The sequence below is a fragment of the Mesorhizobium sp. CNPSo 4671 genome, from assembly GCF_057784245.1.
The window spans coordinates 153965-175890 of record NZ_JBWLUW010000001.1; the positions used below are offsets into that span (position 1 = coordinate 153965).

Genomic DNA, 21926 nt, shown 5'->3' on the forward strand with positions numbered 1-21926 from the left:
GCCAGATGCGCCATTCACAATAGGTAGCGCCGAAATTCACGTCGTTGGTAGCAGGTGGCTGCTACACGAGATTGCCTGCTGGCCCTTCTGTTTCAAAAAGTTGTGCCTCGGAGCCGGACAGCCACGCCGAGGTGGTTCGACACGCATTGCGGACGCTTCACCTCTGAGGTAGTTTACACATCTGGATGAGGAAGGTGCCCACTGCCGCGACGGTTTTCGGTCTTTTTCCGGTTCCTGTCTCGGCGGATTGTGAGTTCTTCAACAGACCTTGATACCGCAATCTGGGGAGCTTGTGGTCGTCAGGTCGCGGCGGTTGAGGCAGTTGCCATGCTCCGACTTTGCGGATTGATCGCGGTCTTCCTTGTGGCGGTCCTTACGAGCTTCGACGCGTCGGCCGATCGAAGGGTCGCCCTGGTGATCGGCAATTCCGAGTACCGGGAAATCCCCGCTCTCAAGAACCCCGACAAGGACGCCGAGGACGTATCCAAGACGTTCCGGCTGGCCGGCTTCGAAGTGTTCGTTGCCAAGGATCTGACAAAGCTGCAGTTCGAAGAGCAGTTCCGCAACTACCTCGCGGCGGCGGACGGGGCCGATCTCTCCGTCGTCTATTATTCCGGCCATGGCTTTCAGATCGGCGGCGAGAATTTCCTGATCCCGGTGGATGCCTCGCTGAAAAATGCGGCCGACATAGAGGTGCAGGCGGTCAAGCTGGACGACGTCCTGCAGCAACTGCGCGCGAAATCGAAGATCCAGGTGATCATCCTCGATGCCTGTCGCAACAATCCGTTTCCGCGCAAGGATTATTGGTTGAGGGACCAGCTGATCACGGCGGGCAACACCGGTCTTGCGCAGGTCAAAAGCTCGCTGAACACGCTGATTGCCTTTGCCACCGAGCCAGGGGCGGCCGCCTATGATGGCGCGGGAGACCTCAGCCCGTTCTCATCCGCGTTCTCGCGTCGCGCGCTGGCGCCGAACCAGGAGATACGCACGGTCATGGCCGCGGTGCGCCGCGATGTGGTCGAGGCGACCGACGGCAAGCAGGTCCCCTGGGAAAACTCCTCGCTCATCGACGAAGTCGTGCTGATGCGCCGCGCCAGCCGGCCTTCGCTGCCGCCGGTTCTGGAGAAGGTCGTACCGTCGGGTGTCGGACCTGTTGCCCTGGACCTGCCGGAACCGGTCGATGTCGATGGCGGATCGATCACCGTCAGCATCGAAAGGCCGCCCGCGCTCGGACGCCTGTTGCTCGACGGCAAGGCTGTCGCGGTCGGCGAACCGATCGAGGGTAGGGACCTGCCGCGCCTGAAGATGGATGTGCCCAAGGGCGTCGGTACACCGGAAGAGGTCGACATGCTGGCCTACGCCACGCATGACAATTGGGGTGGCCAATCCCAGGGCATCATGGTGTTCCGTGTCAAGAACGGCCAGGGCGCCGAGGGCGAACAGATTGTCGCCTCGCTCGAGACCGAGCAGAAGCAGCAGGTGCTGGAGCGGGGCATCCACATCACCGGCGCCGCCGAGGCGATCGAAAACCGTGAGATCAGCGTTCCGGTCGGTGTCGGACCGGTTCCGCTGAAGCTGGATTTCCCAACAAACGATCCCGCGGTCAGCTTGAAACTGGCGAGCTATCCGGCAACGGGAACCCTGTCCCTGCCGGATCGTGCCCTGTCGCCGGAGTCGAGCCTGATGGCCGATGAGGTCGACCAGCTGCGCTACGAACCCCAGATCGGTGCGGCCGCGCCGGTCGAGGTCGGCTTCGAGATCCGGGCCGACAGCAGCTCATCAAAGCCCGCCACCATGAAGCTGTCGCCAAGCGTCGATCCCTGCGACCAGGCCGCCGGCGAGCCTCTCGACCTGCAAGGCGTCGTCCCAGGTCTGCTGCCGAATGAAATCGGCACTGAGGCCGTGAAGGCCTGCGAGGCGGCGGTCAAGGCCTATCCCGATGTCGCCCGCTTCCGCTACGAACTCGGGCGCGCGCTGCTGGCAGCCGGCAAGGTCGAGGAGGCCAAAAAAGCCGTCCAGGCTGCCGCCGACAAAGGCCACGTCCGCGCCGTGTTCGAGCTTGGCTACTTCAACGCGACGGGAACGGGAATGCCCATCGACCGCAAGCAGGCCAATAGCTTCTACGCGGCGGCGTCGGACAAGGGCGATCCTTACGGGATGACGTCATGGGGGCGTGCCTTGTTCAATGGCTATGGCGTCGAGCGCGACACCGGCAAGGGGCTGGACCTGCTGCTCAAGGCAGCCGCCATGGGCCATACCTACGCGATGAACGATCTTGCCGCGATCTTCACGGAAGGCCGCAATGGCGTGCCCGCCGATCCGGCCCGCGCCGTGGCCTTTCTGAAAGCGGGCGTGGAGCGGCAGGACATGTATTCGATGAACCTGCTTGGCCGCAACTACCTGGCCGGCGTGGGCGTCGAGAAGGATCCCGGCCAGGCGCAAGGGCTTTTCCAGAAGGCCATGGATCTCGGCCAGCCTTACGCTCCGGCCAGCCTCGCTCGCATGTACCGCGATGGTGTCGGCGTAGGGCAGAACCTCGATGAAGCGCAAAGACTGTTCGAGCTGGCCACGGCACGCGGCGATCAGTCCGGCGCATATGACCGCGCGGCTCTCGAAATGCAGAAGGGCGACAAGGCCGACCAGGTTACAGCTGTGCGCTATCTGGCCTTCGCCGTCGCGCTCGATCTTCGCAAAGAATTGCCGGGCGCCCAAGCGACGCTGACGAAATTCGCAGTGAAGGCGAAAACGGCGGCGCTGAAGCAGTTGCGCGGCGAACTCAAGTCGAAGATCGCGGCGAACGGCTCGCTGGACGACCAACTGGTCAAGACGGCCAGGGCGGTCTGGGAGCAAGCCAATCCGCGTCGGGACTTGTTTTGATCCACAAGGAGGCGATGGTGGGCAGGGCAGTAAAGCAGGCATTGATTGCAACGATTCTATCCGGTGCCCTGGTGGCACTAACGGGCTGCATGTCCGTCGCACCCAAGCCCGAACCGGTGCTGACGACGACGAAGCACAAGCCGAAGCTCGTTCGCACGACGTCGACGCCGAAGATCGGCCAGCAGAAGAAGGTCACCGCCAAGAAGGTGATTGTGCCGGTTGAGGAAACCACGGTTCCCCCGCCTGTCGTGCCTACCGCGGGCGGAGGCGGCGGCAGCGGCGGCGGCAGTGGCGGCGGTAGTGGCGGCGGCAGTGGCTGGGGAGGTTGACCAAGTCTCAAGAGGTCAGCGGCAGCTATGACCTATTCTGGTCGCAGCAGAACGGACCCCTACACCGTTTCAAAAGGCTTGGGGTCGCTGGGATTGAAAACAGCACACGAATTGGGCAGCATCGGTTCTTCGCCGATTATCCGGCCTTCTCAGGATTATCGGGAGTTGCTCGCCAACCAGCCGCAAGTGCACTATGCTCCCGCGTGGTGTCGGTATCGATACGGTTGTCCTGGGCAGGGGCGTTCCATGTACGAAGTCGTCGCATTCTTGTGGAAGACAACGTCGAAAGGCCCTGCTGCAAGGGTCTTTGGCCTGATCGTTGCGTCATTGCTGTTGCTCGGATCGCAAGCCGCCAGTGCCGCGCCGAACTGGACGCTCGATCCCACCGCTTCGGTGATCACCTACCAGTCGGTCAAGAAGAACACGATCGTCGAGACCAACAAGATCAGGAACATCACCGGCACGCTCAGCGCGGCGGGTGATGCCAAGGTCACGTTCGACCTTAATTCCGTCGATACCGGCGTCGACCTGCGCAACGTTCGCATGCGCTTCCTATTCTTCGAGACATTCAAATACCCGACCGCAGAACTGACCGCGAAGGTGGACCCCGCCGCATTCGCCGATCTCGCGACAAAGCGCAGGGTGAAGGCAACGCTGCCGTTCCGCCTCAATCTGCATGGCGTCGACAAGGATCTCGAGGCCAGCGTCGTCGTCACCATGATCAGCGACAACATGGTGTCGGTTGCCTCTGAAGCTCCGGTCGCTGTCCATGTCGAGGATTTCGGGCTGTTGCCGAACATCGACAAGCTGCAGCAGGCCGCCAACGTCACCAACATCGTGCCCACCGCGTCGGTGTCGTTCGATTTCGTCTTCACCGCCGACGGCAGCAAGCCGGCCGCCGCCCCGACCGCCGCGGCGAGTTCGGCCGAGGTTGGCCCAGTTGCCACCGATGCCGCAAAGGCGAATTTCAGCGACGAGGAATGCCTGAACAGGTTCGCCGTGCTCTCGCGCACCGGCGCCATCTACTTCCGGTCCGCCAGTGCGCGGCTCGATGCGAAAAGCCGTCCCTTGCTGACCGAGGTCGAAGGTGTCGTCGGCAAATGCCCGAGCCTCAAGGTCGAGGTCTCCGGTTATACCGATTCCGACGGCTCGCCGGAGGCGAACAAGCAACTGTCGGAGCGCCGGGCCCAGGCGGTTGCCGACGCCCTGATTGCCGCGGGCATTCCGCGCAACCAGGTCAGTTCCGCGGGCTATGGCGAGGAGCGGCCGGTTGCCGCCAACGATACGCCCAAGAACAAGGCGCTCAACCGGCGGATCGAATTTTCCGCGACCAAGCTCTGAGGTTGCGGTGAGGTCCGATCCGATCGCCCGCTGCGGTGGCTTCTTTCGCGCCGCCGGCCTCGCGCTGCTCGCCTTGCTGTTGACGTTGACGGCCGCCAGTGCCGAACGCCGCGTCGCCCTTGTCCTCGGCAACGCCCAGTATCAGCATGCGGCACCGCTCGCCAATCCGGTGCACGACGCCCAGGCCATGGCCGAACGCCTGAAGAAGCTCGACTTCGAGGTGGTTTCCGGCTTCGACCTGACCAAGCCGCAGACGCAGGCGACGATCGCCCAGTTCGCAAAACAGGTGCGCGGTGCCGATATCGCGCTGTTCTTCTACGCCGGCCACGGCTTGCAGGTTTCGGGCAAGAACTACCTGCTTCCGGTCGACGCCGCGCTGGAGGACGAGACCTCCCTCGATTTCGAGGCCGTGTCGGTTGATTTCGTTTTGCGCCAGATGTCGCGCGAGACCAGTATCAGGCTGGTGTTTCTCGACGCCTGCCGCGACAACCCGCTCGCCGAGGTGCTGGCCAAGACCGCGGGCGTCCACGGCGCGAGCAGCGGCCTTGCCGAGATCCCGATCGAGAATGGCGGCGCCGGCACGCTCGTCGCCTTCGCCGCCAGCCCCAATCAACTCGCTTATGACGGGTCCGGCGAACATTCGCCGTTCACCGCGGCGCTGCTTCAGCACATCGGCGAATCCAACGTCTCCATCACCGAGGCGATGAACAGGGTGACCGGTGATGTCTTCAAGGCCACCGCCGGCAAGCAGCGCCCCTGGCTCAATGTTTCGCTGACCACGGAGGTCGTCTTGCACAAGGTCGATCTCAATGCGCCATTGATCGTGGGCGAAGCGAGCGCACCTCAGGCCGAAGGCGGCTCCGAAGCGCGCAACACCGGCGCGGCAAGTACGTCAGGCCAAAGCAACGATCAGCTTGCGCTCGACGTGCTGCGCCAGAAAATCCCCAAACTGGCGTCGGATGCCCCGATCCTTTTCAACCGTCCGATCGATTTCGGCGATGCGGCAATCGACGGCAAGAGCATCGCCGAACTGATCAAGGGCAAGCCCCTGTTCAGTCCGGTGGAGGGGTTGGACAAATCGGTCTGGGAGGGCAAGCACTGCGACGGCTGCCATGAATGGAACGAGGCTCGGCTGTGCGATCAGGCGAAAAATTTCGCCGCCAACGATGTATCCGTTCTGCGCCTGCAACACCCGCTGGGAACACGCTTCAAGGTGGCGCTTGCCAAGTGGGCGCAAGGCGGCTGCAAGTAGGGCAGGAAGTATGGCGCATCCATCCGGTTTTTGCCGGGGTGGCGGCTCTAATAGGCATCCGCTGATTGGCGCAGCGCCTCGATCTCGGCCATCTGAATGCCCATTTCGACAAATGCCGAAAGAACGGCAAACCGGTCCGCGAGCGCGACACGGGCGAGCCCGGCCAGAATCCCGGCATTGACTGCATGGGCGGCAGGAAATGGTTGCAAGGCCGGTACCATCGTTGCGGCCGTAACCGAACTGTCGCGCCATCCGGCAGCGAGAGCAATCCAGCCGACAGGCGTTGTCGGCGGCGTCACTGCCGCTGTGCTGACGGCTGCCCGATGGCGGGGATTGTCGGGTTCCGCCACCCAGTCGCCAACATGCGCAAGCAATTCCTGATCGGTCCCATCGAACAGCTCGGTCAGGTGGCTCAGGCATTCATGCGCCCACCAGACCGCGGCCCGCTCGGGAAGCAGATAGGCACAGAAGGTAATCGCTTCTTCGGGAACGCGTCCGGCGAGCAGGTCGCGGCAAAATGCGATCGAGCTTTGGTCAGTTGGAAGGGCTTTCATGTCCCGGGCAATAGCGGGGCAAAACGTGAAAAGATCTCGTGCGGTCTTGAATCGGAGCCCATTGGCCATGATCGCCACGCTTTCATCGAGAAGCCTTGGCCACTCAAGCCTCACGCGGGGCGCTGGTCAAGTCTCAACCGGTGCCGCCGCAACACCCCTTGGCACGATCGTGCCCATCAGCGTTTATCGACAGACAATTGCCATGAACTTTGCTATCGTCATGATCGTCGAAATCGGATGCTCAAACAGGAGTAACCGCTATGCAGTGGGGCAGGTCAGCCTTTGTGTTGGCGGTCGTGTTTTTCTCGACCCACGCTTCCGCCGATCCCGTTCAGAAATCGGAAGACATCGTGAAGTTCTTTACCGGCGCGGCCGACCTCGGCAAGTCGCGGGGAATTTGCGTCGGCACCGAGGAAGAGTGCAAAAGCAAAACCAAGGCAAAGGACGCGCCGGGAGAAAAATCCAGCCTCGATATGCTGATCAATTTCGGCTTGGATTCGGCCACACTCGACACCACCGCGCGCGCTGAACTGGACGAGTTCGCCAAGGCGCTGAAGGACAGCCGGCTGAGCACGTTCAGCTTCGTCGTCGAAGGTTACACCGACGCCACCGGCACGGTGCATTACAATGAAGGCCTGTCGCAACGACGTGCGAAATCGGTGGCAGCCTTCCTGACGGCCAGCGGTGTCGATCCCTCCCGGATCAACGCGATCGGCATGGGTGAAAAGAACCCGCGCAGCCCCAACCCTTACGATCCGGTCAACCGCCGCGTGGAAATGCGGATCAAGACGCAGTAGCGCGCTAGAACTACGTCAAAACAAAGAGTTAGAGCAATTCACTGTTTCCGTGAAACAGTGAATTGCTCTGGGTGTCAGTGTTTGAGCACGCCCCCTATCGCCACACCGGCGCCGAAGATCAGTGCCCTGGTCAGGAAGTCGTTGTCGCGCCGGCGCGGCGGGGGATCATCCAGCCGCGCCATGGTCTCGCGGTTGCGCCACTTCGAAACGACCTGCTGCTTGCGGGGTTTCTGTGCCACCGGCCTTAGCGTGCGGGCCTTCTGCACAACGGGCTTCTTCGGCTGCGCCGCACGGGCCTGATCGGCGGTATATCCGGCACGCACGGCTTCCATCTGCGGATCTGACTGGATCACCAGGAACGCCAGTTGCTCGCTAGTCAGATAGGTGGTCTGCGGCAGTCCGTTATCGGCTTGCCAGATGCCGATCGCCTCACGGGTCTGAGAGCCGAGGGTTCCGTCGATGCGCCCAAGCTCGTTGCCCAACGCTTCGAGCCGCAACTGCAGGTCGATGCGACCCTGGCGGTCGAGGCCGATCGCACTTTCCGTCAACTCTGTGCCCGGCGTCTGCTTCATTTCGTCCGGAACGCTAACCGGCGTGCGCACGGCAGAGCCGGAACCGGCGTTCGCCTGGTTATCGAGTGCTGCGACCTGTCGGTTTTGAGCGTTCGGGCCGTTCAATTCGTCGATGTTCAGCCGCGCCACAGTGGCGAAGCGGCCGTTCGGAAACTGGTCGAGATAGGCTTGGTAGAACGGACCGGAATTGTGCTTCACGGCCTCATCCCAAAGACGTTGCTCGACCTCCCATGAAGGAGAATCACTGGCGACAGGAGTGGATGTCGCTGCTGCGTTCGATGCGTCGGCAACGGGATTTGCGGCCGGTACCGCTGCCGCGGCGGGTTTCCCAAGGAAAACCTCGCGTCCCAGCGATGCGTTGTGCCACGGCCGCTGGCGACCTTGCGTGGTTTCCGTCACTTCGCCGCGCACGCGCGTCAGCGCGCTCTGGATTTCGACGCCGGGTTCGGTCAGATGCCTGGCGAGCGCCGTCGAGTAAGGGCTGTCGGTTCCGTCGCCGTCGAAAGCGATGGCGCCAGGATCCGTCGCGTAGGCAATCAGCAGGCCGCCGGTGCCGACGCCGTCCGATCTCGCTTCGACCGGCGCCAGGCCGGTGCCCAGCGAAGTGGAGCGGCTTTTCGGCAGGGAGGCTGCCAGCGTTCTTGCCAGCGGATTGTCACGGCAGGCATCGAGGATGATGACGCCAATCGCCGGGTCGGGCGGTAACGCGGCCATGAAATCGTCGATCTGAATGGTCCGGGTCTTGAGATAGGCCGGCGATGTCAAATCGGCGTCGACCGGGATCAGGTAGTTCTTGCCGTCGACCTGCATGCCGTGACCGGCATAGAAAATGATCGCGAGGTCGGCGTCGTAGGCTTGCTCGGTGAACCGGCTGATGAGGCTGTGCATGCCTGCATTGTCCTGATCGACCCCTTCGATCACCTCGAAGCCGGCATTGCGCAGCGTCGATGCGATGAGGCGGGCATCGTTGGCGGGGTTGGGCAAGGTGACCGCATGGACATAGTCGCTGTTGCCGATCACCAGCGCGACGCGCTTGGCGTCAGGCGCGGCGGCCTCGGCGCCGAAGGCGGCAAGGAAAACCAGGATAATCCCACTCAGAAAGACCGCGAACGCTTTCATGGACCAGCCCTCCACCTACCAGGGTGCTAAATTCGTCAGCGACCGGGTCGCCTGTGCCGAAAATGGCTCCTGAACGTATGTGATCTTGACCGCGGTTTTGGTTCACGGACGGGCCTGAAAATAGTGGTGCCAATGGCCTGAGCGACCAATGCCGCGACGGGCAGATTCAAAGCGTATTCTGAATCGAGCCGATGAGGGCGGTGACGGCCTGCTTGTATTTTTCGAACTCCGGCGACGTCTGGCGGATCTCCGTGGTCGTCGGCGGCGGGGTGGCGTCGGTGGCAACGCGGCTCAGCTTCTGGCCCATCTTCCTTTCGGCCCAGTCCACCACATAGCTGGCTGTCTTGCCGGTGAGAAACGGGTTGGCCTGGATGACGGCCGCGCCCAGCACGGCGCTCAGTTGCGCCGAACCTGGCGCCGACAGCACCTGGTGCGCGCCTTCCATGCCGAGGAAATGGCAGAGATAGAGCCGGCCGGCCGTGATCTGGTGGCCGCGCGCCCGCAGATAGGCCTCGCCTTCGCGCGCCAGATTGCGCACCATCTCACGCGAAATGGTGGCGTCGTAGCGCAGGGCCAAGAGGTCGGCGGTCGACAGCGTGCGTGCAAGTTCCGGGCGATAGGTGTTCATCATCCGGATCCAGGTCTTGGTTATGAACTGGCCGGCGCCGGTTGCCGACGAATTCGGGTTCTTGGCGCGGGCGCTGCCGCCGCTTTCGACATGAACGATCCGCTCGGTCAGCGTTTCGACGGCGACATCGCCGGAATTGCCGGAACTGCCAGTGTCATAAGTGGCGACCATGGGAGCCGTCCCCAGCGGATCGATCGCCTCGCCGTTCTGGTAGAGCTCGAAATGCAGGTGCGGGCCGGTCGAAAGCCCGGTGGTGCCGATATAGCCGATGACGTCGCCGGCCTTCACCTTGGTGCCGACGCCGCTCGCAATGGCGAATTTCTGCATATGCGCGTAGCGCGTCTCGCGCCCGTTCGCATGCGAAATCTTCACAAGATTGCCATAGCTGCCGCCATCGCCCTGGAAGTTGATCTCGCCGTCGAAGGCCGCCATGATCGGCGTGCCGACAGGGGCTGCCCAATCGACACCCTTGTGGATGCGAACGACGCCGAGTATCGGGTGCTTGCGCGGGCCGAAGGTCGAGGTCATCACCCCGTTCACCGGCGTGACCATGCCGTTGGCGACACTCAGCGCGCGCACCTCGTCATTGCCGGTGACGCAGGCGAACTGGCCGTCGCTCTGCTGGAAGACGAAACAGTCGATGGTCTTCTCACCGCCCTGGACGCCGACATAAAGCACCCGCCCGGACGTCTCGTCCTTGCCGCGCGGCGTCTGCGAGTAGATCAGCACCAGCCGCTGGTCCTCGCTGGCGAAGGCGTCGAGGTCCTGTCCTCGCGACAGGTACATGATCGCCTCGCCGATGACGCCGGTCGGAACCTTGTTGCGCGCGGCCGTCGAATAGATCGCGTCAAGCAGGCGGTATTGCCGCTTGGGCCCGCCTTGATCGGTACCGGAATAGTTGAACAGGTCCTCGCGAACCCAGGGATCGACACCCGACACGAAGGCGCCCGCGGCGTTGCGCGTCAGCGTGCCGACAAAGACATTCTTGGCGTAGATCGAAACCTGCATGAGCGACATCGTCGTCGTCTCGCGGTTCGGCCGGAATCCGCGCATGGCAACGACATAGCCCGCTTCCAGGCCGTCGCGGTTGAAGAGCGCCTTCAGCGCTTCGCCCGCCAGCTTCGCATCGTCGGCGGAGAAATGTGCATCGAGCGCAACGCTGTCGAGGCTGCGGTCGTTGAGGATCTTCACGAACGTGTCTTCGGTCGCCTCGAAGCGCTGGTACTCGCTGGTCACGGTTGCGACGGTCGTATTGTTCTCGATCTGGGTCTTCTTGAAGGCGGGCAGCGCTGCCTCGCCCTGATCGATGGTCTCCCCCCAGCCGGCCTCCGGGTCGTCGGCATCCGCCTTGGGCGCCGAACCGGCCGGGGCCTCGCTCGCATCGGGTGCCGCCTGAAGCTCATTGTTCAGGTCGCCCTGCTGGTCGTCCGGTGCCGCAGCCGGGGCGGGTGGAGCGGCCTGCTCGGTGGGCGCAGCAGCCGGAGACATCGGAGCGGTCCGCCGCTGTGCCTGGAAGAACGCGAAGTCCTCCTGCGTCGACGGGATCGTGGTCATGAACTTTTCGCTGGCACTCAGCATCACGTCGGAGAGGATCGCGATCTGCGGCGAGGCGCCGGAACTGTCGAGCTCGGTCGGGCGCGCCACCGTATGGCCCTTGCTTGCCGTGTCTGCATCGGGCGCAAGCGTGATCCACATCGGATCTCCCGCCAGGTCGATGATGGCGGGCACATAGACGGATGCATCGGCTGGCACATCGTCCGAACCTTCAACCGCGTGCAATTCTTCGTTTTCGTCACCGAAGGACCAATAGTCCGCAGTGAAGTAGAAACCGGCGGCGATGGACAGCAGGACGATGACGGCGAAACCGGCAATCACCCTGCGCCAAAGCGTGCGCCTGCGCAGTGCGGCGCGCGCCTGTTTTTTCTCTCTGAAGCTGGTGTCGATACTGTGCGTCACGGGTTGCTTCCGGTCAGGAAGAAGGTCCACCGCACCTGTTCAAGCGTATCGACTTCGAGAAATTGCGCCGCGATATGGCCGCGCTGCCAGCATTCATCGATGCCGCGGATCGAAAACCGCCGCCGCTCGATGCACATCTCGGTCGACCCGGTCAGGATCGCATGGCCGAACACGTCAGTCGCATAGATGTAGATGTAGCGGTTCGTCAGTTCCTCGCGGATGACGTTCACGCATTGATTGGCGCCGATGGTCCACCAGCCGTCGGTCTGGTCCGCATTGTCGATCTTCTGGCCGACCGCCAGATTGACGACGTCGAGTGTCTGGTTGCAGACCGTGAATTCGGCGCGCGCTTCGCTGGACACCAGCACGGCCAGCAGCGCCGCTCCCGCCATGATTGCAAGCTTCATGCAGCCCGTCAGGGCAAGCAGGGCTCGAGCCGGATCACGCTGCTCTATCGGCAGGTCGGCAGACGAGTGAGGCAAACACGCGCGGCGGAGTTCCATCGGGCGTCCATGCTATCCGCCGAGCCGGAAATACTTGGCAGTGGCTGAAAATTGCGATCCGTCGGTCTCGATCTCCTCGAGAATTTTGGGCAGCACCACCGAGGCTGGTGTCGGGGTAGAGATGGCCGCCGCCTGGATATCCTGCGGGCCGGTGATCACCATGATGATCTGCGGCACGGCCTTCCCAGTGGCCTTGTCGGCCGCGCCGAGGCCGATCGGAATGCTGAAGGTGGCCTTGTCCGATTGCGCGACGATGCGGTCATCGAGATTGAACACCATGCCCTTGTGATCGATCAGCAGCACGCTGGAAATGAGCCCGCCGCGCGTCACCAGCGTGCCGCTGATCGGGGTGCCGTCAGGCACCGATGTCCGGTCGAGAACGAGCTGCGGCTTGTCGGCCGCGCTCTGCCCCAGGAAGTGCAGAAAATTGGTGACCTCGCATTGGCTCGGCTCGATGAGGCGGACGCTGATGTCCGGCTCGACATGGAATTTCGCCTGGAAATCGCCAAGCATCCGTTCGAATGGTTGCACCGCCGTGCCAAAACCCTCGATCGCGGCGGCGTTCTCGGCTGACGACGTCATGGTGGCATAGAAACAGTCGCCGCCGCCGAAGTCGCGAACCCAGGAGACACGTTGCGCGATGTCGTCGACGACCGGGGGGATCGCTGGTTTGGGCACATTTAACGCGACGACAGCCTGGTCCGGCTGTTTGGCTGGCGGGGATGAGACGTTTTGGCCCTCGGCATTCGCGGTATCCGTCTGGCTCGCGGTGGGCTTGGGCGCCGGCACGGTCGCCTTGGGCGCTGCCGGCTGGCTGATCTGTGGCTTGGGTTTCGGGGTCTCCACGGCCTCTGGCTGGCCCGGCGGCGGCGTTGAGACTTTCGCGGCTGGAGCGGTCGTCTCAGGCGCCAGAGCCGACATTTGACTGTTGCTGGCCATCGTATCCGGCTGGGGAGCCGGGGGTGTCTTTGCGGACGGCTGCGTGGTCGTTACCGACGGCTTCAGGGGTGCCTCGGTTTGCGGGGGAACAACGGGCTTCGCCGGCTCCTGCGCCGGCACGGTCTGGCTTCCAGCTGGTGGTGCACTGGCCTCCGTTTGCGGTTGTGCTGCCATCGCCGGTGGCTTCGGAGGCTCCTCGGTCTGCGAGGGGAGTTCGGCTGGCTTGGCCGGCTGCGGCTTTGGGGCTGCCTCCGCCTCCGGCTGGCTTTCAGCCGGCGCTTCGCTGGCCTGCGGCTGCGCTGATGGAACGGGCTTTGCCGGCTCCGGGGCGCTCGTGACTTTGTCCGCCGGGATCGGCTTTGACGTCTCCGGTGCGGGCTTTGATGGTTCGGGTGAAAGCGACGTCTTGCCGATGGTCGGCGGCGCCGGCGTCATGAAACCGCTCAGGTAAAGGCCCGCGCCTGAGGCGACAGCCAGCGTCGCCAGGGCAGCGATCGCAATGGTTCCGGTCCTCGTGGGTTTTCTGGCGACATTAGGTGCGGCCGCACGGGACGGGCTGGGGGGCGCTTGACGCTGCGGTTCGGACAGATGCGCGGGCCGGACATGCGGGACGAAGCGTTGCTCGCCCGGGCCTGTTGCTGTCGGCGCGCTATGCCCCGCGACATTGGATGGCTGCGCCTTGGGATCAGGAACAAGGGTTTGCCCGGCCGGTGGCAAAGCCGGCCGCTCGCGGGGTGTCCTGGATGCCGGCGGCGTTGTTGCTTCGTCTTCGTCGCGCGTCATCCTGGCGATATCAGCCATGCTGGCCGGCCGGTCCTGCGGATCCGGTTGCAGCATGGCTTCGACGATGCCACGGAAATCCTCGTCGATGTCGGAGAGATCAGGCACGGTCCGGCGCTTCTCGATGATCTCGAACTGTGATCCGCTCATGTCGATCGGCTTGCCGCGCAGAGCGGCGGCCAGCACCAGCCCAAGGCTGTAGATGTCGGACTGTTCTCTGACGTCGCCGCTGTACAGCCCGAGCTGTTCGGGTGAAACGTAGTTGTACTTTCCGGCGAACTTGCCGCCGATCAGCGTCTCTCCGCCCACGGTCGCCGATCGCGCTATGCCGAAATCGATGATCTTTGCGCGGTCGACCCGGCCCCCCGGCAAGATGATGTTGTCGGGCGAGAGGTCGCGATGGATTGCTCCCGCCTGATGCACGGCGCTCAGGCCGGATGCCAGGCGATGGCAAAGCTTGCGCACCGCTTCCGTCGGCATCGGCCCACGGCGCATGATGTCGAACAGCGACTCGCCGTCGACGAATTCCATGGCGAGATAGGGACGGCCGATCCCGGGATCGATGGTGAAGACATGGTATCGCACGACCGCGTCATGCGACAGATGGTTGAGGATCGAGGCCTCCTTGCGAAACAAGGACAGGATCGTCTGGTCACGGGCAAATTCGGGCAGCACGATCTTGATCGCGACGTGGTCTCCGGTCTGGATGTTGTGGCCGCGATAGACCTCACCCATGCCGCCAAATGCAATCCGCTCGTCCAATTCGTAGATGCCGCTGAGCTGCGTACCGACACCGGTGTTGGCCAGCTGCGGCGAAATTCGCGTCTTGTCGTCGGCGCTCATCAGCCTCGGTCCTCCGCTCTGGACAGATCAGGGTGGAGCGACTGTCCATTGCGCCCGTTTCCAATCTTCACCAGCACAATGGTGACATTGTCGGTTCCGCCCCGCGCCAGCACCGTTTCCAGCAGATTTTCGCACGCCGCCTGAGGTGTTGCCGACACCACCGCGGCCTCGATCTCCGCGTCAGTGACATGTGCCGTCAGCCCATCGGTGGCCAGCACGAAAATGTCCCCCGGCATCAGTTCGCCCTGCTGGAAATCGATGACGAAGTCGTCGCTGACGCCGACCGCATGCGTGATGACATTGCGGCGTGGCCAGGTGAGCGCCTCGGCCGCGCTGATCATGCCTCGGTCCAGCAGTTCCTGCACCTCGGTGTGGTCTTTCGAAATCTGCGAGATCGAGGCGTTGCGGATCAGGTAGACCCGGCTGTCGCCGGCCCATAGGCAGGCAAACCGTCCGTCCATCGCCAACAGGGCGGCGACGGTGGAGCCGATGGTTATGCCGCGCGATTCCGATATGCTGCGGATCTCGGCATTGGCCCGGCTCAGCCTGTCCTCGAAGCGCGCCCGCAGATCCGGAGCCGAGCTTGCAATGCCGATCGTGGCCAGGTGGTCGACAATGCTGGCCGAGGCGACCTCTCCGGCATCATGCCCGCCCATTCCATCGGCCACCACCCAAAGCCCGGTTTGCGGCTCGAGCAGGTAGTTGTCTTCGTTGACCTCGCGGACACAGCCCTTGTGGCTCACGCCGAAGCTGTCAAAGGGAAGGGCGACATCGCTCACCTTGCCACCAAACGCTTCTCAAGCGTCCTCTGCGGCGCACTGCCCGGCGCTCGCTCGTGCCAGTCTGCCACAGGCTCGACCATTAAAGTATCGAAATTAAGGTCCGGGCGCCTGAGGCTCATGCAGGATGTCGACGCGTTGAGAAGCGCGAAACCCATCTCAAAACGCCTTCGGACAGCTGAAATCGGAAAATGCCGGAAGCAGGAAGGGGCTGGGGCCGGAGCCGGTCTGGATCGTATAGGTGACGTCGCGCCCGCCGATCACGAAGCGCGCCTGGATATTGCTGTCGGTACCGGTGATGGTCGCCTTGTCCATGAGCCGCTTCAGCGCCCATGGCCCTTCGAACTTGATGCTGGAGTCGCGGCCCGGCATCTCCGGCGTCAGGCTCAGACTGGCGGATCCTGAGGCCGCTCCGCTCGGCCAGGTCACGATGCTTGGCGCATTGCTCGCCTGGTTGCTCTGGACCGTCTGACCATCGACATCGAGCACCGCCGCATCGGCATCGCCATGCAGTGAGAACGGCGTGAAGGTGATGCTGACCGAGGGCAGCGAACCGCCTTGGGGAAAAAACGCGCTGCGGATTTCTGCCGCCTGCTGGAAGCTTTTCAGCGTCGATTTCGACAGGTCGCGGCCGAAGCGCGCATCCTGTTTCCAGCTCCAGTCCTGACCACTCATGTCGATCAGCGATGCGAGATTTTGCGCGAAGAACCGGTCCATCAGCCCGCCCGGGGCGAATAGTTTCGCGAAATCCGCCATCGCCATGTCCTCGCCATTGCCGGCGAAGGGATAACGGCCGTTGATCGCCGCCTCGCAGGGCGCCGTGACCGCCTGGTCGAGCATCTGGTTCAAATTCGCCACGGAGGTTTCGGTGACGTTGCCTTCGAACTCGTTCGCCGTCGCATTGATCATTCTGGCGAGTGGCTTGGGCAGTCGCGAGGCATTGGCGCGAAGGGTGGCGATCTGCAGCTGCAGATTGGCGTTGACGCGCTCCGTCTGGGAAGGAACGTCGGTCGCCAGTTGCAGGCTCTGGTAGATCTCGCGGAAATTCTGGGTCAAGGCATCGATCGGGCGGTGTCCGGCAGGGCCGCTCACCAGGGCCTGGAACGATTTGAACTGCGCTTCGATATTGGCCCCGGGATTCTGGTTCTGCGCTGCCGCGGATCCCGTGCCGGCACGGCTTTGCGATTTTCCGGTGGCGATTTGTATGCCGATGCGCGCCAGGCCCTTGGCCATCTTTGCCGCGTCCTGCGACTGGCTTTGAAGCGTGCCGGCCTCAACTCCGGTGGCTGAGTCCTGGCCGGAAGCAGCGTTCCGCGTCAGGGCGGTTTCCTCGGCGATCGCCGTAAACAGCTGTTCGATCGGCGAGCTTGGCGAGGCGACGGCGGAAAGCACGACATAGTGCGGTTTGTCCTTCAGCATCGCCTTGAATTTCAACGCGTCGAGAACGCTGTTCCACGCCGTTGCAAACTCCTTCCCGTAACGATCGAGAAGTTCGGGGCCGAGCTTGAGCAACGCCTGGTCGATGCCGCCTTGCTCACCGCCGCCGCCGAGGACCCACTGGTCGTCGACCAGCATCTGCGCAATATGCGAGAGCTGTCCGAGATAGAAATGGTTGAAGCCGGCATAAGTAAACAGGCCGGGAACACGCAGGCCCGACAGATCGCCGCCGTCGACACGCTCGAACAGCAGCTGCGCTTCCGGTCCGCCTTTGACGGAAACCGAGAAATCATCCAGCGCTGCCGAATAGACCGCCGACTTGATCAATGCAGAGGCGCGGTCGGCAAGGCTCATGCGCCCGAGCGAACGTTGCGCGGCTTCGACGAGTGGCTGGTTGAGTTCGAAAACCGGATCATAGGCGTCATCCAGGGCAAGCATGGCGCGCAAATGCTTTTCGAGCTGCTCGCGTCCCGCGCGGTTGTTTTCGCCCGGATAGCGGTTTTGTTCCCAATCCTGCTTCATCCACGAAACGATCAGCGCGTCGTCGACCTTCGGCGCCTTGCCGCCGAGCATCAGATAGATTTTCAACGGTTCGTAGAGCGCGGCGGGATCGGCCATCTTGGCCTGGATCGTCCGTTCGGCCTGGATCAGCAGGCGCGATCGGAACATGCGTTCGAGCGCTTGCCGGTAGGCCGTTTTGGATGCCGAAAGCAGTCGCTCCCGCTGGCTGAGGCCGAATGTCTCCTCGATCGGTGTCGGCACGTCGCCGGTTTCGTACCCGGCCGGCAGGTCGCGCAACTGGTCGAGCGGGCCGATGACGTTTTCGAGGTCGACATCGGTGACCTCGGTGCTTTTGAGCAGCGTATCCGCCGTCGTGCGATACTGGCCCATGCCCTGTGTGGTCGAGGCGATCAGCGACCTGTTGGCGGTGAAACTCAGGGCCAGGGTGCCGAGGGCCGCCGCGGCGATCAACGCGATGGCGCTAAGCCCGGCAAATCGGGCGATCGCTGCACGTCTTGCAGCCGACTTGTCGTACGAGACCCAGCCGGATTCAGCAAAAATGACACCTGTCAGCAGATCGTGCAGAAAGAAGCTCTTGCCGGTTCCGGAAAGATGGGCGCGGGAATCGCTGCCGAAGCTGCGGCCGATCGCGCCCAACACCTGGTCGATTGGCGTTCCCTCTTGCGTGCCTGACGAAAAATAGAGGCCGCGCAGGCTGGCATTCACCTGGCTGCGGCCCGGATCGAACAGGCCGGCGACAAAATTCGCAATTCGGCCCTTCAGCGCCCCGAACTGCGCCGGAAAGCCAAAGACCGATATGCGCGCGGCCGGGTCGGCCTCTTCCTGAAGGCGGTCGGGCATCTCCTCGATCAGGCGTCTTGCCAGCGCGTCGAATTCGGCCGGAGCCTCGGCCGCCATGTTCCTGGTGCGATCGGCGGTCTGGAATGTCGCGCCCCAGATCTTGCGGCGGCGCGGCTCGTCGAAACCGCCGAAGTAATCCATGAAGCCGGCAACAAGATCGGCCTTGGTGAACAGCAGATACACCGGAAACTGGATTTTCAGCGTCTCGTGGATTTCCCGCAGGCGGCTGCGGATCTCGGCGACGTGGGCGTCAAGCTGCCGGTCGTCAAGGCCGATGAGATCGGCAAGGCTGATCGCCAGGATGACGCCGTTTATCGGCTGCCGCGTGCGGTACTTCTTGAGCAGCGCCAGGAAGGCGAGCCAGCTCTTACTGTCGCTCTGGGCATTGGAATCCTGCGTCGTGTAGCGTCCGGCAGTGTCGATCAGCACGGCCTCGTCGGTAAACCACCAGTCGCAGGCGCGTGTTCCGCCAACACCGGCGACCGGCTGGGCATCACCTGAACCGGCCAGCGGAAAATTCAGGCCCGAATTGACCAGTGCCGTCGTCTTGCCCGCGCCGGGCGGACCGATGATGATGTACCAGGGGATCTCATAAAGGAAATTGCGCTTGCCGCTCGACCTCTTGAGCGCGGCGATCGCCTCGTTCATCCGCGCCTCGAGCACCTGCGAGTCGCTATCCCTGTCGTCGTTGCGGGCAATGGCGGTCTCCAGCGCCTTTTGCGCCTTACGCATCCGCCAGAAACGCAATCCATAGAAGAGCGTCACGGCCGCCACGATCACGCCGATGATTGTGGCGCGCAGCCAGACAGGCCCGAGAGGACGGCTGTCGGCGAAGCGGATCAAAGGTCCGGCAAACCACACGGCCGCCGAAAAACCGGCCAGCGCGATCATGCTGAATATCCGCAGCAGCCAACGCGTCATGGCCGCTCCCAACCGCCCCGGCTCACAATGTCTCCTCCTTGGCGATCATCACATCGACACGGCGGTTCTTGGCGCGGCCCTCCGGCGTTGCATTGTCGGCGATCGGCTCGTCCTCGCCCTTGCCATCCACCGTCAGTCGCGATGGATCGCTGAACTTCGGCGCCATCATGGCCTCGACGGCCTTCGCCCGGGCGACGGAAAGATCGAAGTTGGACTTGAACGGGCCCGATTTGCGCGGCTTCACATTGTCCGTATGGCCGACGATCCTGATGGGGCCGCGCTCGGGTTCCAGGGCGGCGGCGATATCAGCGGCTATGGGCTGGAACTCCGGTTTCGCATCGGCCCTGCCGGACTGGAATAGCAGGACATTGCTGATTTCCACCACGATGAAGTCACCCTTCGTGCCGACGGTCAGCCCGCCGGCTTCGACGTCCTTGGCCAGTGCTGCGCGGATGCGATCGATCTGCGTGGTCGTGGCTGCGGGAGGGGTGACTTTCACCGGTTCGGCCAACGGCGCCACGCTGGCACGCTCGATGGCGATCGGCGTCGATGGGTTGAGGGCCAGCAATTCACCAGCGGTGGCGTCGCCTTCATTGGTGATGAAGACCCGCAAGGCGAAAAATGTCGCCGTCAGCAGTGCCGACGCCGCTGCCGCGATGGCCCAGAGCGGCAGGCGTGTCCACGACTGCGTCATCGTCGTCGCCAGGCCCTGCCAGCGGGGCGAGATGTCCTCGTCCGCGCGCGGCCTGAAATAGCGAAGCGTTTCGTAGACGTCGCGCCGAACACGTTCGAGATTGCTGTCCTCGCGTGTCAGGCCGCGATACTGCCCCTCATACCCCAGCGACAGGCAGACATGCATCAGTTCGAGCAGGTCGTAATGGGCCTCCGGACTGGCCAGGACCTTGTTCAGCGCTTCGAAAAAGCCCGTGCCGTCGGGCTCGACGTGGAAGAACTGCGACAGCATGCTGTGCTGTGCCCAGGTGTCCTTGCGCGGCCAGGGCAGGTTGCCGATGAGATCGTCGGCGGTTTCGCACAGGACAAATTTCGCAATCCGCGCATCCTCTTCGGCAACGCCTGCCTTCTCCAGTGCCCTGTCGAACTTGTCGATCGCCTCGGTGACATGGTCGGCCAACGGCTCCGCCTGTCTCTCGACGGGGATAAGCCTGAGCTGGCCGAACAGCATCAGCAATGGTGCGGCCGCGGCAAGGATCGGGTTTGCCGCGGAATATCGGACGCTGTCCGTGACATCGAGCAGGGTCTCCTGCGACAAAGCCGGAGCCGCCGCGGAAGGCGTTCCCTGATAAAGCACGGTCCCGGATGTCCAGCCGGGCGGCGTATGCCGGCCGATGCCGGGATCGAAGACGGTCGATTCCTTGATCGGCGAGGGTTGGCCGCCATCCGCGACGGGCTCCTGAGGGACGGGCGCCGGCTTTCGCTCGCGCCGTGGCGTGGCGCGAATGACGGTCTTGCCCGCCGGGCCGAAAGGATCGTCCTTCGAGTTCATCGCCGATCGTCCATCCGCGCCCGGCGCCCGCGTTCTTGCCGGACAGGCGCAAGGCGGTTCGCGGTCAGGTAAAGCAAGGGCGAACCCCGCGGAGCAGGGCAGTGTCTTGAGGACGGTCGGCTACTCCTTACTATCCCGCCGTAAGATGACATTTGCCGCAGACCCCCAGGTCGATCAGGCTTACCCGCTTGGCGAATTGTCGTACGCGATCGTAATCTCAGAAACTCTCGATTGGAACCGGATGCCGCGCACCGAAGAAGTGTCTTCTTCGGCTGCGGCGCCACGGCTCGCCGGAGGCGCCTATTTCTGCTTGTCGGCTTTGGCATAGGCTTCGCTGAAATAGGCCAGGAATATGTCCAGCATGCCGTTCTCGTGCGCTTCCTCCATGGTTCGCCATGTCGCGACGAAAGCGTCCCAGGCCTGGCTCTTCTTCGACGAGAACGACGTCGGCGGAAGCTTTCTTCCGATCGCTTCGGGAGACAGGTCGTCAAGCAGCCGCGACAGCGCGGCCTGCATGGCGGCATAGGTGGCGAATTCGTGCGTCTTGAGATCGCGGAATGCATCTTCGATGCTGCGCCTGGCATCGAGATAGCCGGCCCGGCGCCGTGCGAACATGATCTCGAGGATGTCGTCGGTTCCCGGAACGAACTTCAGCGGGTTGTTGTCGGCGGCGCTGATCATCGTTCGTTGCGTGCTCTTGGCCAGCATTTTCGCCGCCGCGCGCGCTTTGAGCAGCAAGGTCAGTTCCTCGACCACCGTGCGCAGCACCGCGCCGATTTCGGCGGCAACTTCATGCGGGTCGCGCGACTGCAGCAATTCCGGCGAGATGCCGGCCGCGATCGCGATTTCCCGCAGCACTTCGTCCCTGGTCGAGGGCAGGGGCGGTTGCGACGGGAACGTCGATGCCGAAACGCGCTGCCCGGACCGTTGCGCCACGGGATCGAAGAACGGCCCATCTCCGAATTCCAGGGGCCGGCCTGCCGCGACCGGCATTTCGCGCTGCGTTGCACCGTGGCCGGGATGACCTGTCGCGGCGCGCTCCTCGTCGATCGAGACGAAGATGACATAGCGGCCGATCAGCATCCGGTCGCCATTGGCCAGCCGATGCGGGCCGGTCATGCGCTGGTTTGATCCGTTGATGTAGGTTCCGTTGCGCGAGACGTCGTGCAGCCAGAACGCGCCTGCCTCGTAGCGGACCTCGCAATGCCGTCCCGAGATGAACTTGTCGGGGTCCGACAAGGTCCAGTCGCAGGCATCGCGTCCGACTTCGAAACTGCGATCCCGCGCCGCGTAGCCGGTCGAGAGGCCAGGCGGCAAGGCGTCGACATTGTTGATTTGCAGACTGATATACATCCAGGATCGCCACCGAACACTGATCGATACTCCACATTCTAGCAGTTTGCACATCCAACAGGACAGCGGCGTTTCGAACC

General features: G+C 63.3%; 14 protein-coding genes. 5 read left to right on the plus strand and 9 right to left on the minus strand.

Features of this window, described 5'->3' with window-relative positions; all coding sequences use genetic code 11:
* Positions 1-327: 327 nt before the first annotated feature.
* The 4 genes from AC04SF_RS00635 (at position 328) to AC04SF_RS00650 (ending at position 5799) form a co-directional block, all read left to right on the plus strand.
* Positions 328-2877, plus strand: coding sequence for a caspase family protein (locus tag AC04SF_RS00635; RefSeq protein WP_488476062.1), 2550 nt, complete (start codon positions 328-330; stop codon positions 2875-2877).
* Positions 2874-3206 carry a hypothetical protein gene (locus AC04SF_RS00640; RefSeq protein WP_488476063.1) on the plus strand — a complete coding sequence of 111 codons (333 nt, stop codon included), beginning with the start codon at positions 2874-2876 and terminating at the stop codon, positions 3204-3206. Before AC04SF_RS00635 ends, AC04SF_RS00640 begins: the two co-directional genes overlap by 4 nt.
* A 246-nt stretch (positions 3207-3452) precedes the next feature.
* Entirely contained in the window at positions 3453-4547 is a 1095-nt protein-coding gene (locus tag AC04SF_RS00645) for an OmpA family protein (RefSeq protein WP_488476064.1), read from the plus strand.
* 7 nt (positions 4548-4554) lie between these two features.
* Positions 4555-5799, plus strand: a complete 1245-nt coding sequence (locus AC04SF_RS00650; RefSeq protein WP_488476065.1) for a caspase family protein — start codon at positions 4555-4557, stop codon at positions 5797-5799.
* A gap of 47 nt (positions 5800-5846) precedes the next feature.
* Here AC04SF_RS00650 and AC04SF_RS00655 read toward each other — a convergent pair whose 3' ends face one another.
* Positions 5847-6422 (minus strand): DUF6931 family protein, encoded by a 576-nt coding sequence (locus AC04SF_RS00655; RefSeq protein ID WP_488476655.1) that lies wholly within the window; start codon positions 6420-6422, stop codon positions 5847-5849.
* A gap of 191 nt (positions 6423-6613) precedes the next feature.
* Between AC04SF_RS00655 and AC04SF_RS00660 the strand changes: the two genes are divergently transcribed.
* Complete coding sequence (locus AC04SF_RS00660) at positions 6614-7150, plus strand: OmpA family protein (protein ID WP_096455150.1); 537 nt, start codon at positions 6614-6616, stop codon at positions 7148-7150.
* A 74-nt stretch (positions 7151-7224) separates the two neighbouring features.
* Here the strand turns inward: AC04SF_RS00660 and AC04SF_RS00665 are convergent, their stop codons facing one another.
* From AC04SF_RS00665 to tagH, 8 genes are all read right to left on the minus strand, one after another.
* The gene (locus AC04SF_RS00665) at positions 7225-8841 is read right to left on the minus strand and encodes a caspase family protein (RefSeq protein ID WP_488476066.1); all 1617 of its coding nucleotides are present in this window, start codon (positions 8839-8841) and stop codon (positions 7225-7227) included.
* A 166-nt stretch (positions 8842-9007) separates the two neighbouring features.
* Positions 9008-11425: a M23 family metallopeptidase gene (locus tag AC04SF_RS00670; protein WP_488476067.1), complete on the minus strand. Its 2418-nt coding sequence runs from the start codon at positions 11423-11425 to the stop codon at positions 9008-9010.
* Positions 11422-11832, minus strand: a complete 411-nt coding sequence (locus tag AC04SF_RS00675) for a DUF1036 domain-containing protein (RefSeq protein ID WP_488476068.1) — start codon at positions 11830-11832, stop codon at positions 11422-11424. The genes AC04SF_RS00670 and AC04SF_RS00675 overlap by 4 nt, the downstream gene beginning before the upstream one ends.
* Positions 11833-11940: 108 nt before the next feature.
* Complete coding sequence (locus tag AC04SF_RS00680; protein WP_488476069.1) at positions 11941-14490, minus strand: serine/threonine-protein kinase; 2550 nt, start codon at positions 14488-14490, stop codon at positions 11941-11943.
* Positions 14490-15269 (minus strand): PP2C family protein-serine/threonine phosphatase, encoded by a 780-nt coding sequence (locus tag AC04SF_RS00685; protein ID WP_096455160.1) that lies wholly within the window; start codon positions 15267-15269, stop codon positions 14490-14492. The genes AC04SF_RS00680 and AC04SF_RS00685 overlap by 1 nt, the downstream gene beginning before the upstream one ends.
* Positions 15270-15428: 159 nt before the next feature.
* Positions 15429-18989 (minus strand): type VI secretion system membrane subunit TssM, encoded by a 3561-nt coding sequence (gene tssM / locus AC04SF_RS00690; RefSeq protein WP_488476070.1) that lies wholly within the window; start codon positions 18987-18989, stop codon positions 15429-15431.
* 22 nt (positions 18990-19011) lie between these two features.
* Entirely contained in the window at positions 19012-20493 is a 1482-nt protein-coding gene (gene tssL / locus AC04SF_RS00695) for a type VI secretion system protein TssL, long form (protein WP_488476071.1), read from the minus strand.
* Positions 20494-20793: 300 nt separating this feature from the next.
* Complete coding sequence (tagH, locus tag AC04SF_RS00700) at positions 20794-21846, minus strand: type VI secretion system-associated FHA domain protein TagH (protein ID WP_488476072.1); 1053 nt, start codon at positions 21844-21846, stop codon at positions 20794-20796.
* Positions 21847-21926: the final 80 nt, after the last annotated feature.